The following is a 13,441-nucleotide window of genomic DNA, read 5'->3' on the forward strand; positions in this document are numbered from 1 at the left end:
TTTAGGTAAAATGGTGTAAATAGTAAACTAGCGTTATTTAATCTTTTAAATTTTAGGATTAATTGCTGCTATTTTTTTTACTGCTTTTTAATGTCAGTACATTAATTTCTGGTGGATTAAAAAAACGAAACTTCAACAGTGGAATTGCTTCGCTACTTCCTAAACCTGCACTGACATATTGTTTAGTATGTTTATATTCCCATAGTCCTTTAACACGGTTTTGTGGAGGAAACAATCCATTATTTTTATACCATGATTCCGGGACAAAAAGTGCCCCAATAAAAGGTATACGAATTTGACCGCCATGATAGTGTCCCGCAATAATTAAATCGTATTTCCTATCTTTAAACTTCAAATTCGGATCATTTAATAATGTATCAATACGTGCATCAACAACGGGAAAATGATTAAGCGCAATCAAGATGTCGTTCTTATTTAAATGATCAATACTAGAAACCTCGCTGAGTAATTTTTCGCGATGGTCAGTATACTGTACTGTTCTCTCATATGCCGGTACGAAGATACCATTAACTCGCACATAACTCTGAGTTGGGTTTAGTATAGACGCCTCAAAATCAACAAAGTTTATAGAAGAATTGTATTTCTTCACGGAATAGACCGATTCTAAAAATTTGACTCCTCGTTTTTCAATTCCTTTTACAAATTCAGTTTTTGCTAATTCACCTTTTGAATTGACAAAGTATGCCTCAGGGTCATCATTTCCAGGTATGTAAATAGCGTTCTCTTTATTTCGGATTCCCTTTAATAGATCATAAAAAGGTTTATACTTTTTAGTTTCGTTATTAAGAGCCATATCTCCTGTGAAAACGATTGAATCGTAATCAATTGAATTAATTGATTGTAGCAATCGACGTTGATTTTTACCAAACTCTTTACTATGTAAATCTGTGATTTGAAGAATTTTATACCCCTCAAGATCTTTAGGTAGATGATCAATAATAATATCTTGTTTTACAATTTTGATACGATTGTTATCCCAAATTGTATAAATAACTAAAAGAAGAATGGTTACCAACAGAACAATTAAAAATTTACGTCTAGCGTTTTTCAAATCCATCCTCTCCAAAAAATAGAATCTAATTCAATAAGAAAAACACTACATATTAAATGAGTGTTTATCAAAGGCTAGCTTCCCACTGGTTTTGTAATAGATTACAAAACATACTTTTCTTTTCTGATGCAAGTTGATTAAACCCACCTTTTTGGATTACTCTTCCTTGCTCTAATACGACAACCTGATCAGAATTTCGTATTGTCGATAGTCGATGAGCAATGACGATTATGGTCATTTTTCCTTTTAATCGTTCAATCGCTTCCTGTATCTTTGCTTCACTTTCAGTATCAAGCGCACTTGTCGCTTCATCTAAGACAAGAATAGACGGATTTCTAAGAATAGCCCGAGCTAATACTATTCGCTGTCTTTCTCCCCCTGAAAGTCTAATACCGCGATCCCCAATCAATGTATCCAATTTATTAGGAAGCCTATTTACAAACTCCGCAGCAGAGGCAAACTCTAGTGCTTCCCATATTTGTTCGTCACTTGCATTTGGTTCAACTAACATTAAGTTTTCACGAATAGTTGTATTAAATAGAAATGGATCCTGCGGAACATAACTGATTGCTTTTCTAAGTGATAATAAATTGTCACTTTTAATTGGTGTCCCGTCTATTAAAACTTCACCTTTTCCAGGTTGGTTTAGGCCCATTAATAGATCAATTAATGTACTTTTTCCTGCACCTGATCTACCAACTACAGCAGTCATTTTATTGGAAGGTATCACTAGATTAATATCCTGAAGTGCATTCAATTTCTCATTTTGATTGTATTGAAAACAAACATTGCGACATTCGATTTCATGCTTTAATGCGATTGGTTTTATAAGTTGGTTCGAGTCTCTTTCAAATTCTTTCGCATTGTTACATTCATTTTGTAATACTTTTACAGCTTTAAAAGACGGAAGATTTGTTGCGATTTGCTCCATTGAGGCTTGAATACCAGCTACCCTCGGCCACAATCTTGAAAAGATAACAATAATTAACATCAATTGAGCAGTCTGTGCATGAAATAAACTAACACCAATATAAATAAAAATTGCGATTAATACTGCAGAGGCAATTTTATAATATAATTGAGATGTAGTTTTAAGTTTCATGTATTCAACCTGTTCTGACTGCATTTTTTCAGTAATTGATTGAAACCAATCCATTCTTGAGTTTTCTAAAGTATTACTTTTTATATCCTTAATACCATTTATTTGATCATTTATCCCCGCAAAATAACTTTTTGCTAATTCGTAATTTCTGTTACCTAATGCTAAAGAACGTTTAAGAAATTTTCGATTAAAAATAATTAGAATTAACCCAAATAATATGACGAAAGTGGTTATTTTAGGTGAAAGCCAGAAGGCAAGAACAACCTGTATACCCGTAAAGATTAGAGATGACATAAATTGTAGAAACGCATTTGTCCCACTATTAGCTCGAACAACTTCTGCTAATAGCAAATTAATCAGATCTGATTTCCTCTTCTTAATAAAAAAGTTCCAGTCAGAATGAATCAGCTTGTTATATGTCTCTACTCGCAAATGCCTTAAAAATCCTTCTTGAATAATCGTGTTTTGAATTGTTATTTTCCTCTGGACCAGATTTTGGCCAATTACTATTAATAGATAGATTCCTAGCATAATGGGTAAGTTTATTATTAGCGAGGTATGATTTAAGAAATCGAAAAAACTTGAAAGTGGTGTTCCACTGACATTCAAGTTAACGATACCACTCATGTTAATAATCGGAATTATTAATATCATCCCAACTCCTTCAAGCAATCCAATAAAAGTCATTGCTAGAAGATTAATGTATAAAATTTTCCCAGTAAATGAGTGAATTTGCTTTAAAAAGTAAACGACATCTTTCATTTATTAAATCCTCCTATGGATACGTGTTTCCTTGTTTTTCTCCATACCCATAAAAAAGGACGTAAAGGAAAGTATAAAAAGTGTAAGTAATTTGGTAATGGTAATACCTCGGCATCTTCGGGGTATGGATGTAAGAAACTTAGAAAAAATAGTATTTTTTGCTCGAATGACATTAGTGAAAATAAATGGCGTTCATGATATTTAGATACATCCTCAGGGACAGGATCAGTATGTAAATTAATCATATTCTCAAAGTAATAAATAGCATCTTGAGCTAAAACTTTAGCTACGTTACTTTTTATAAACTGTTCCATTTCTTTTGTAATAGGAGTATTTAATAAATGAGAGGATAATATAATTGCCTGTCCTCCGATATGAAAGCATTGGTATTTATTTAATAAAACCTTGAGTTTATTCCAGTCAATTGGTTGTTTTAATATTTGGTGAATATCCATTAACCATCTAAGACGAGACCACCCATGACGTGCACCGTGTGTAATTAAAAATATAAACAGGTCTTCACGCCCTAAAATATAAATAGGATACTTCGTAATTGAACTTTTTCTTTTTCGTTTCCATAGATCATTAAAGTCTGGTTCCTTCCTCGGCCCGGGGTTAAGTCTCCAATGAACTTCAAGTTTAATTCTCTTTTTAGGATGATAGTACGTAATATGGTGATGTCTCCATTTCCAATCACTCAGTACTGTTTTGATGTACTCATCCTTTTCAAAGCCTTCTTCTATTAATATTTGTTCAGCCCGTACTAAATCATTAATTGGAATGAGTATATCTAAGTCACTGGATGTTCTTAACGAAATATCTCCATATAGCTCCGTTGCAAGTACCGGACCCTTTAGAAAAATTACGCGGATTTTATTCTCAGTTAATAGTTTACTTACTTTTTCCATCTCAGCACTTAAATGAAGCATTTGAAATGTATTTTTTTGATATTGCTTTTTAAGATCTTGTTTTACGAATGCCGGAACAATCGAATCACTTAAACTCTTAATCTTTGAGTATATAACTGAGAACATACGATGATGCATAGTCAATTTTAAAAAATGATCCCAATCAATATCTACTAAGACCTGATTATTATTTAATAATACGTTATTAGAACCATCCAATTTTAAAAATTCAAGCAGTAAGATAAATTCTTTCGAAATGCGGGATAGATCCAAAGTGAAATTTTTATTCATTGTTTTCTCCATTTTTATTTTCCTCACTTACTACTTTTGCGAATTTTCCAACTACAGTAAATTTCTCCATTCCTTCTGAACCCGTAACAAAAATAGGACCGCTTCTTAACCAAGCATGAGCAATTAGTTTTCCGTTTTCATCTTTACCAGTTCCTAAATAAAGAGTACTGTTTATTCGACGTCTCTCAAGCATTTTCATTCCAGCTATTGCTTTAACAAGACATCTACTTTCCCAAAACGTATAGCGGCTCATAATATTTAAGGAACTAGATATATCTTTCAGGATTTGTATTTGTTCTGCATTAAAGGAAAGAGTTGTTTCAGTCATTCGTTTACCTAAAGTCGGTGCAACCTTTGCAAATTGTTTCCCTTTTAGGAATCTTCCCCATCCTAAATAAATAAAAGCCTCAACATATAATAGTTTAATTTTAATATCCATTGAAAAAAATATTCTTAACCTATTAATAAACGTCATGATTTACTTCCTACCTTTTAACAAGAAAGTTAAATATTAACAACTAGATTCATCTAAGCTACTTATCAATTTCTCAGATAATAGTTGATTTAAAAAAGTGACTAAGTGTTCCTCACATTCCTTTTGTTCGATCTCATACTCTGATATTAACGCTGTAACTACTTCGGAAACTTTTATTGATTCTTCAAGATAACTCCAAATTACACCGCCTAATTCACCTAAGTTGTAATATTTCCCGTTTTGAACGTTCAACATTACCGTTTCCCCATCCATATCACTAACGATGTTTCCTTCATTTTGTATAACCTGACAGTTTAATGAAATTTTACTAGTCTTAATCATCTATTTTCCTCCTCAATGACTGTACCTAAAATTATCGAAACAAGTTCATGGACAGTAAATTTTGAAATTGGACGCTTCACCTGAAAAACGTTTACACTATTTAAAATTTTTGTAGAGTTTAAAAAGTGCCATTGTGTTAAACCTAGTCGATGAATAAAGGATTGTCTGAATGTATGAAAAAATAGAGTTCGTAAACATTCAAGCTTTTCAAGACGGACTAATTCTATTTCTTCACTTTCTGTTCTTACCAACTCAATTACACCTGCCAGAGGTAATGAGCCGGAGTAGAAATGGGAATGAACTGGCACTGCATACTTAGTCTCTCTTTCAAACAAGGGCTGATAATTCTCCGTTTGTAATCCAAATTCATCAAGACTCTCCTGCCAAAGCTTTTGCTGTGGATAAGCTGGGAAAACATATGGTTTGTTGTCTTCATTAAAAGTTACCGCAATAACATCATCGCTAAGCAGTTTATATCCTTTACTTAAAAAGGCCGAAGCTAATGTTGATTTTCCCGCACCTGAATTGCCTACAATGGCATATGCTTTCCCGTTGATAGCAACTGCACTTCCATGTAATGGCAATACTTTTCTCTGCAATAAAATAGCACCCATACATGTACCAAGAACATAAAGACGGATTTTAGCTTCCTCAGCTCCTGTATGCGGCGTAATCAAAATTTCCACTCCACTTTGGATAGAAAAAATAGCTGTGTTTGGTACCTCAAACATGACAAAATTTTCTTTAACTACAAACTTGTTTTGTGGAGCATCCATTTCAAGCCATTTTGCAGATAAATCCTCAACTTTAATGAAAACATCTGCTTTTTCTTCCATTTGGCCCAATTGAGTAAGTTCTGGAAGTGGAAGTTCGGATTGAACACTTAGTCCAAATGCTTTATATAAAGTTTTATTTCTAATGTTTATCAATTTTTTCACTCCACACTAATTTTAAAAATAAAATAATTTTAATAAACCCTCATATGTATGGAACATATAAGGGCATTTGAAAATAGTTATTCATAATTTCTTAAATTAGCTATATTTTACAGGGTCATCTGGATCTGGCTGTACTGCATCAGGCGTTTTATGACCTGGACCAGCCATCGTCATACTAATATCAAGTACCTCTACTTCTGGTTTTTTCCACTCTTTTTTCATCTATTTCACCTCCTTTCAAATGACACTTTTTAGAAATCGGTAAACAATTAGACTTCGCATTAAAAATCTAAAGTCTAAATCAAATACATATTCTGGACGAGGCTCGCCTTCAATATTTTTAATTGATGACTTTAGAACCTCTATATTAAAAATGTCGGAAGCCATAGAATCTGTACAAAGTAATTTAAGTTCATCTATAAACTGTTGCCAAAACGATGTCATTCGGTGCACCCCATCTGCTCCTTGAACACCTCTTACCCTTTGATTCAACCTAACTTTATCTGGAAGATATGTTTTCATTGATCTTCTAATTAGCGATCGATCGAGACCGTTTTGAACATATTGTTCTTCAGGTACAGATAAACAAAATTTTATTACTTGTAAATCATTTGTCGGGTCACGATCCCATACAGAGTGGCGTAAGGACAATTTTGTTCCATAGGTGCCATTTATACTCCAGTAGTACAATTTATCAAACTGTTCTTTCTTCATATCGTAAGCATTTAAATTTGAGTAACCATTCATATCAATCCCATGCTCTTGAAGAGTTTCAATAACACCATTTTTTTTGGCAAATTGAGGATTAACTATAATAGGAAAATAGTCTTCTGAAGGGGTATAGCGCTTCAAAGAAGTAAATGCTTTTTTTCTTACTACAGAGAAGACTCTTGATTTTTTTACTCCCAAGTTTTTACTATATAAATGAAGTTCCTTAAAAAAGTGAACTAAGTTCAACTTTTTCAAAAGTGTAACTTGGTAGTCTAAAAATGGCCCCCACGATACTGTCCAATTCCCCCTCTGTCCATTCAGAAGTATGCCTACGTCATTTTGTTGAGCTTTCTCATATATTCCACTAAGCCAGAACGTATTTTCAAAGAATTTATAAGGCATTTCTAATACATCAAGCCAATCATCGACTTCGGATAAAGGACTCCGATCTGCAAAATCCAAGTAATGATCTCTTATGTTTCCCACATACTGTACAGTAGACTGTATAAAAGGCCTTTCGTCTGCAACTCTATTTTTGTATGTCCAATCTACAAATCCATCCACCGGAACATAACTATATGTATATAATTGTTTGTTCTCTTTTTGTAAGTCTTTTGCTGCGAAGCTCACGACTGAACCAGAATCGAGCCCTCCACTAAGGTGAGCACCAACTTGGCGGTGAGTTCTTAATCTTGCTTTTACTGCATTTTGATACACTTCTCGAAACGCTTCTTCATATTCGTGATCTGACTTCAGTTTTAATTTTTCAACACTTGCCAATTCACAATAACGTGAAATTGTCTCATTTCCATCTTTAATCTTAATTATATGCGAAGGAGGTATCTGTCTTATTGAGTCGTAGACAGTCGAAGAAGTATTTACCGATTCAAAATTTCCTGGAATAGATATAAACTCAGCGAGCCATTGCTCATTTATTTTCTTTTTAATAAAAGGTAAAGTAAATAACGGGTTCATAATCGTACAAAACGCAAACTTTTGCATGTTGTTATAGTAGTAGAGTGTCCGACTACCAGAAAAATCTCTGGCACCAAATAGTAGACGCTTTGCCTCATCCCAAATTATGTAAGCAAAATCTCCAGCTAAATACTTAGGCGATTCTTCTCCCCATTTCTCATAGGCAAGTAAAATCAAGTGACTGTCTGGCATCGCTTTTCTATAACTTTTATCTATATGTAATCTATCAAATAATTCTTCTCGATTATCTATTATGGCATCGGCAGTTATGACTAACCCTCTATTATAATCATAATAAGGTAACTGCTCCCCAACCGACTCAGGTGTAATCCATTGTGCATGGCACCCTAGAAGGACATTATTTTTATGCCATACTTGAACATCATCGGCAGGGTACTTTTGTAGTGATTTCATTAATCCGTTGCCATATTCAGTAGGGACAGGTTCATTATTAAAATGAATAATACCAGTTATTGCACTCATGTTCTCCTCCAGTTTCCACAACACAATTTAATAAATGGAATCTTATCTATTCAGATTAAGGAACTGCTTCTAGCTAATACTATTTATTACAATTCATACCATTCTTAATAATGAACTCTAGTGTAAAATTTTAAAGAACTTTAATTATCTAACAGATTAATCAACCGTTCTGTATAAAGAACATAATTAAATTTTAACTTGAACAATGAATGATGTCAATTAGTACAACGGTTAAATATACTTAATATTTCGACAGTTTTAGTCGAAATATTTGTCTTACCTTTCTTTATAATTGAAACCATCCTCTAGTCCATAAAAAACCTCAGTTTTATACTTAACTAAAAATTTTCCATTAGGCCATTTCTTTTTTATTTTGGGCTAAATAATTTAATCAGTTTATAAAACTTTATAGTAAAGTCTTTATTCAAAATTAGAGATGAAAGTTATCTTACTTACCATACCGGTTCTGTTATCTACTATCTTTATAACATAATATTTGAAAATTCCTATTATTATGTTTACTTATTTTTTATCGTTCTTTATAATGAACATAGTAACACCATTTATATTATGATAGGAGTTGTTTTTATGAGAAGCAGCACTAATAATGCGCCCAAAGTTTACAATCGGCCTACTATCTTAGATCACCAACAGGTAAGATTTGAAACAGCTCAGAGCTGGAATCCTGGCAAGGGCAATCAAGATCATCCTGGTACTGGTAACGATGGATCAAACTTCCCACCAGGTAATCCAAACACGACTCCAGGTGGAGCAGGAACTCCTGGTAAAGGTAATGGCCAACCAAATCCTTAAGCAAGTTTAGGAGAGTCATTTTTATTTGACTCTCTTAAAAATCTACTAGCTAATTTAACATGGGAGATAAATAATGGATAAAATTCATGCACTTATAGGTGAGCACCTAATTCAAATTACAAGTAATAATATAGACTTCGCAACCTCAATATTTAATGAAAATAAATTTTTAATACCACGTCATGAACATCAACTTCCACTTTTAAGGATTCATATTGAGAAAGGTTATGGAGTACCATTTGTGGATTATCAAGTTAAAGTAACGAAGGAGAAGGGAAAAATTTACTTTCAAAGAGCTGATTACTTAATCGAAACAGATGAGGAATATACTGTATCTACAGTTTTTGCACATAACCAACTTGCACTAAAGCATGCATTAACAAATCTATATAGTTCTTATATTGTTTACCATAACTGGGGACTACTAATCCATTCTTCTTGTGTAATTGAAGAAGAAAGAGCACACATTTTTGCAGGGCAATCTGGGGCTGGCAAATCAACTGCAGCAAAGTTATCCCATCCAAGATTGCTACTTTCGGATGAAGCTACCCTTATTAAAATTACACCAAATGAAATAACCGTATTTGACTCTCCATTTCGTAGTGAAATTAAATCAACTGGATTAATAAAAAGTAGTTCTTTGGCAAGTGTACAATTATTACACCAATCTCTCGAAAATAACAGAGCACAGATGAGTAAATCAGACGGTTTCTTACATTTGATGGATAAAATTTTTTATTGGGCACATGATCCGTCCGAAACAAAAAAGATTGTGGGACTTCTTGAAATATTGATAAACGAAGTTCCGATTTATAATCTCTATTTTCAAAAGAACAATATATTTTGGGAGTTGATTTCTTAATGGATAAATATATTAGAAACGAACAATATGATGTAACTACTAACTTTGATAATGAATGGATTATTTTAAATACTGACAGATTCACTGTTACAAAGATTAATGATATTGGTGGATTTTGCTGGACATTATTAAAGCAGCCACAAAGTGTACATACACTTACGCAAGCAATAAAACAAGAATATGTGGAGGTAAACGAATCAATAGAAAAAGATATTCACCATTTTCTATCAGAATTATTAACATTAAATTTAATTAATTATGCAAGCTAATCAAGAAATAGTATTTCTAATTAAAAGTACCATTAATAAAAAAGGTTGGATTGACTTGCCAGCTATAGGTAAGAGTATGTTCCCTTATATTCAAGAAGGAGATATATGTAGGTTTATTGATAAAAAGCCTAACTTTTTAAAAACAGGAGAAGTTGCATTATTTTATAATAGAAATGGCCAGCTAGTTGCTCACAGATTACATAAAACCTTTATTTATCATGATGAACAGTCTTTTCTTTTTAAAGGAGATTCAAACCTTGGATTTGACGAATTAGTAAGTGAAAGTCAAATTATTGGAAAGCTCGAATATATAAATGGCCGAATTAAGCCTACTGAGAATTTATTTTCTAAACTGTATTGTCACCTAGTGCTTAATTATCCTATTCTATCTCGTTTATTTAGAATCTATTTAGACAAAATTAAAATCTCTTGATGATTTTCTAATTATGGAGTGTATTTATGAACTTTCAATCTTTAAAGAAACGTTTTGAACTAAACAAGTATTTTTCTGCTGGTGATATTGGCCGAAGTTTTAAGCTACTAAGTCCATATATTTTAAAACATCGAAGGGCCTATATGGGTCTTCTTTTCTTATTAGTAACTGATATATGTTTAATGCTTGCGTATGCTTGGTTTTTTGGAAAAATTACGGACGCTGCCGTACAAGGTGAATTAAACAAATTGAAATGGCTTATTCCAACCGGTTTTGGGCTAATAATAATTAGCCTCATTTCAACCTATTTCAATATTTATTTAGAAACAATCTCAACAAGTGGAGTGAAACGCGATTTTAAATCTATGCTGTTTAGACACGTTTTAAGACTTCCCACAAAAAAAATTTCAAATCTTCGTACAGGTGATTTAATCTCTCATTTCACAAATGATGTTCACAGTATTGATGGTGTAATTGGTAGCAGCCTAATTAATTTAATTAGATTACCTTTTGTTTATATCGCTGTTTTTATTTTTTTATTTAATATTAACTGGAAATTATGTCTAATAAGTATTGTTTTTGCTCCCATTGCGATTTTTATAAGTGCTCTTTTTGGAATATTATTACGTAATAATAGCCGAATGATTCACGATTTGATAGGAAATACTAATAATTTGTTAAGTGAAACATTTCATGGTTTCACTATGATCCGCTCATTTACTTTAGAAAAACTCATGTATAAAAAATATGTTAAACAAAATGAGGAACTGTTCTCTTTAGAAATTAAAAATACAAAATTACGGGGTTGGTTCATTTCAGGTAGTCGTGCCGCTAGCGCTATTACATTTTTAATTAGTTTATGTTTAGGAGCATATTTTGTCTCCCAAAAAATGTTAACAGTCGGATCATTGCTCTCCTATATCAATCTCGTTGATCATTTAGTGTATCCACTAACTGGTCTAGCCGGTCAATGGGCAAGCTTCCAACGAGCTGCAACTGCATTAGAGAGGATTTCAAAAATAATAGATTCGCCTACGGAATCTTCAAGATTAGCAACCTATACATTATCTAGTCACCCCATTAATTCTATTGAATTTCAAAATGTTACATTCGGATACAATGAGGATATTAAGGTGCTTGAAAATTTCAACTTACATATTCCCGTTGGAAAAGTAACAGCTTTAGTCGGTTCAAGTGGAGCAGGAAAAACAACGATATTTAATCTTCTACAAGGTCTTTATCAGCCACAATATGGAACTATTACTATTAACGAGAAATCTATTGAGGAACATACCCTCGCTGAGGTAAGAAGTCTTATGGCTCATGTCCCCCAAGAAACTTTCCTTTTTGGTGGTACAATCCGGGAAAATTTACTTATAGCAAGACCAAATATTACTGAAGAAGAAATGATCCATGCTGCAATACTAAGTAAAATTCATGATTATATCCTTACTCTACCAAATGGCTATAATACCGAAATTGGTGAAAGAGGAATGAAATTATCCGGAGGACAAAAACAAAGATTGGCCATTGCTCGCGCTATTTTAAAGAACTCTCCTATTCTTTTACTAGATGAAGCCACTTCTGCTCTCGATGGTGAAACAGAAAGAGAAGTAAAAGAGTCCCTCGACTTTTTAACACACAACCGAACAACGCTCGTTATTGCTCATAGACTCTCAACAATAGAAAATGCAGACATGATTGTTGTCATCGAGGGCGGAAAAATTGTTCAAACTGGAAAACATTATGAACTTATTTCAGTGGATGGTCCATACCGTAAACTACATGGGGCCAAGATTGAGCAAAACAATATTGAAAACAAAACATTAAGAGTGCAAGCGTAAATAATCACTTTGTATTTCATCATTGAAAAGAGGGTATTGCCTTGATTATAAATTTTTTAAAATCGGTATATAGCCAACCACCTATAATACTTGATAAATCAATTTCTTATGAACAACTATTAGAAGACATTGAATTTTTTTCGATTTCTGCACAAATCTATCATCTATTAAAAAAACATAATTTATTTGATCAAACACCACTCTTTTTTCAAGAAAGGCTAAAAAATAATTGCACTAAAGTATTCTACCAGAATATTTTCATTAAAAGTGAATGGGAGAAAATTGCATCCTTATTAGATAAAAACAATATTCTAACGATTCCTTTAAAGGGTGTTACATTTGCAGAAAAATACTTTGAAAATATAGGATCAAGGTCAACTTCCGATATTGATATATTAATTAAGTCGCATCAAATTAAGCAAGCTACTATCCTAATAAAGTCATTGGGGTTTATTATTGAACAAGATCCTATTCCATCTCATTTTCACTGTAGTTTTAGTAAAAGTCTACCAAACTCCCCAATTCCCTTAACGGTAGAGTTACATTGGAATATCATGAGGGATGATACTTCGAGTATAAATATTGAAGACTTTTGGAGTGATGCACAGCCTTTACATAACTATAATTCTATATATGAATTATCAGATTACCATACATTTTATATGATTTGTTTACATGGCTGGAGGCATAATTTAGATTCACTGAAGTATTTTCTTGATATTATGCAATTGATTTATGTAGTAGGGGATAAATTGGATTATGAAAAATTATTTCTTGATGCTACTTCTCACCAAACACATAAAAGATTAATAAGAACACTTTCGATTGTCTACGATTTGTTCCCAGAACTTCACTTTATTAGAGAGTTTAAGCTTAAAAAATCTACATCTTTTTGGAAATATAATAGTATTAGGTTCCCTAAAGATAGAAGTCTTAATAAATATGTTGATTATATTGATTATCAATTTTTTAGTTATGATAAGATTAAACATTCATTTTTAGAAATCAGTAATTTTGTATTACAATCTAAATAGAAATATAAAGTCGTCCTAATTTAGTTTATGCTAATAAAATAGCTAAGGAATATAATGTATATTCCTTAGCTTTATTAGTGGAGGTATGGTCTGCACTATTCATATAACCAATACTCCTAAATTAGAG

Annotated in this window: 14 protein-coding genes; 6 read left to right on the forward strand and 8 right to left on the reverse strand. The window is 32.5% G+C overall.

The features are described from left to right. Nucleotides 1-58: 58 nt before the first annotated feature. The 8 genes from CN692_RS09170 to CN692_RS09200 form a co-directional block, all read right to left on the reverse strand. On the reverse strand, nucleotides 59-1,072 hold the full coding sequence (locus CN692_RS09170; RefSeq protein ID WP_179874401.1) for a metallophosphoesterase: 1,014 nt from the start codon (nucleotides 1,070-1,072) through the stop codon (nucleotides 59-61). Between the two features lie 67 nt (nucleotides 1,073-1,139). Further along, on the reverse strand, nucleotides 1,140-2,936 hold the full coding sequence (locus CN692_RS09175) for an ABC transporter ATP-binding protein (protein WP_098118850.1): 1,797 nt from the start codon (nucleotides 2,934-2,936) through the stop codon (nucleotides 1,140-1,142). After that, nucleotides 2,933-4,135 (reverse strand): nucleotidyltransferase domain-containing protein, encoded by a 1,203-nt coding sequence (locus CN692_RS09180; RefSeq protein WP_098118851.1) that lies wholly within the window; start codon nucleotides 4,133-4,135, stop codon nucleotides 2,933-2,935. Before CN692_RS09180 ends, CN692_RS09175 begins: the two co-directional genes overlap by 4 nt. Continuing rightward, a complete protein-coding gene (locus CN692_RS09185; RefSeq protein ID WP_098118852.1) occupies nucleotides 4,128-4,610 on the reverse strand; it encodes a lasso peptide biosynthesis B2 protein in 483 nt (160 codons plus the stop codon). The genes CN692_RS09180 and CN692_RS09185 overlap by 8 nt, the downstream gene beginning before the upstream one ends. Before the next feature lie 36 nt (nucleotides 4,611-4,646). Beyond that, complete coding sequence (locus tag CN692_RS09190; protein ID WP_098118853.1) at nucleotides 4,647-4,952, reverse strand: lasso peptide biosynthesis PqqD family chaperone; 306 nt, start codon at nucleotides 4,950-4,952, stop codon at nucleotides 4,647-4,649. Beyond that, on the reverse strand, nucleotides 4,949-5,881 hold the full coding sequence (locus CN692_RS09195) for an aldolase (protein WP_098118854.1): 933 nt from the start codon (nucleotides 5,879-5,881) through the stop codon (nucleotides 4,949-4,951). The genes CN692_RS09190 and CN692_RS09195 overlap by 4 nt, the downstream gene beginning before the upstream one ends. Before the next feature lie 105 nt (nucleotides 5,882-5,986). Next, the gene (locus CN692_RS25835; protein ID WP_142317510.1) at nucleotides 5,987-6,112 is read right to left on the reverse strand and encodes a paeninodin family lasso peptide; all 126 of its coding nucleotides are present in this window, start codon (nucleotides 6,110-6,112) and stop codon (nucleotides 5,987-5,989) included. A gap of 15 nt (nucleotides 6,113-6,127) precedes the next feature. Further along, nucleotides 6,128-8,059, reverse strand: coding sequence for an asparagine synthase-related protein (locus CN692_RS09200; RefSeq protein ID WP_098118855.1), 1,932 nt, complete (start codon nucleotides 8,057-8,059; stop codon nucleotides 6,128-6,130). A gap of 588 nt (nucleotides 8,060-8,647) precedes the next feature. Between CN692_RS09200 and CN692_RS09205 the strand changes: the two genes are divergently transcribed. The 6 genes from CN692_RS09205 (at nucleotide 8,648) to CN692_RS09230 (ending at nucleotide 13,314) form a co-directional block, all read left to right on the forward strand. Beyond that, the gene (locus tag CN692_RS09205; RefSeq protein WP_098118856.1) at nucleotides 8,648-8,872 is read left to right on the forward strand and encodes a hypothetical protein; all 225 of its coding nucleotides are present in this window, start codon (nucleotides 8,648-8,650) and stop codon (nucleotides 8,870-8,872) included. 73 nt (nucleotides 8,873-8,945) lie between these two features. Continuing rightward, nucleotides 8,946-9,734, forward strand: coding sequence for a hypothetical protein (locus CN692_RS09210; RefSeq protein WP_098118857.1), 789 nt, complete (start codon nucleotides 8,946-8,948; stop codon nucleotides 9,732-9,734). Further along, nucleotides 9,734-10,003, forward strand: a complete 270-nt coding sequence (locus CN692_RS09215; protein ID WP_098118858.1) for a PqqD family protein — start codon at nucleotides 9,734-9,736, stop codon at nucleotides 10,001-10,003. Before CN692_RS09210 ends, CN692_RS09215 begins: the two co-directional genes overlap by 1 nt. A gap of 55 nt (nucleotides 10,004-10,058) precedes the next feature. Then, on the forward strand, nucleotides 10,059-10,436 hold the full coding sequence (locus tag CN692_RS09220; RefSeq protein WP_142317511.1) for a S24/S26 family peptidase: 378 nt from the start codon (nucleotides 10,059-10,061) through the stop codon (nucleotides 10,434-10,436). A gap of 26 nt (nucleotides 10,437-10,462) precedes the next feature. Continuing rightward, a complete protein-coding gene (locus CN692_RS09225) occupies nucleotides 10,463-12,280 on the forward strand; it encodes an ABC transporter ATP-binding protein (RefSeq protein ID WP_098118860.1) in 1,818 nt (605 codons plus the stop codon). A 41-nt stretch (nucleotides 12,281-12,321) separates the two neighbouring features. Beyond that, the gene (locus tag CN692_RS09230; RefSeq protein ID WP_098118861.1) at nucleotides 12,322-13,314 is read left to right on the forward strand and encodes a nucleotidyltransferase family protein; all 993 of its coding nucleotides are present in this window, start codon (nucleotides 12,322-12,324) and stop codon (nucleotides 13,312-13,314) included. Nucleotides 13,315-13,441 lie beyond the last annotated feature (127 nt).

The sequence above is a fragment of the Bacillus sp. AFS002410 genome (assembly GCF_002556365.1).
Classification (GTDB): Bacteria; Bacillota; Bacilli; order Bacillales; family Bacillaceae_G; genus Gottfriedia.

What these genes read in the sequence shown, in the direction of transcription:
- CN692_RS25835 (WP_142317510.1), bottom strand. Translation starts at nt 6,112, where the DNA reads ATGAAAAAAGAGTGGAAAAAACCAGAAGTAGAGGTACTTGATATTAGT.
- CN692_RS09175 (WP_098118850.1), bottom strand. Translation starts at nt 2,936, where the DNA reads ATGAAAGATGTCGTTTACTTTTTAAAGCAAATTCACTCATTTACTGGG.
- CN692_RS09185 (WP_098118852.1), bottom strand. Translation starts at nt 4,610, where the DNA reads ATGACGTTTATTAATAGGTTAAGAATATTTTTTTCAATGGATATTAAA.
- CN692_RS09180 (WP_098118851.1), bottom strand. Translation starts at nt 4,135, where the DNA reads ATGAATAAAAATTTCACTTTGGATCTATCCCGCATTTCGAAAGAATTT.
- CN692_RS09215 (WP_098118858.1), top strand. Translation starts at nt 9,734, where the DNA reads ATGGATAAATATATTAGAAACGAACAATATGATGTAACTACTAACTTT.
- CN692_RS09210 (WP_098118857.1), top strand. Translation starts at nt 8,946, where the DNA reads ATGGATAAAATTCATGCACTTATAGGTGAGCACCTAATTCAAATTACA.
- CN692_RS09225 (WP_098118860.1), top strand. Translation starts at nt 10,463, where the DNA reads ATGAACTTTCAATCTTTAAAGAAACGTTTTGAACTAAACAAGTATTTT.
- CN692_RS09200 (WP_098118855.1), bottom strand. Translation starts at nt 8,059, where the DNA reads ATGAGTGCAATAACTGGTATTATTCATTTTAATAATGAACCTGTCCCT.
- CN692_RS09205 (WP_098118856.1), top strand. Translation starts at nt 8,648, where the DNA reads ATGAGAAGCAGCACTAATAATGCGCCCAAAGTTTACAATCGGCCTACT.
- CN692_RS09190 (WP_098118853.1), bottom strand. Translation starts at nt 4,952, where the DNA reads ATGATTAAGACTAGTAAAATTTCATTAAACTGTCAGGTTATACAAAAT.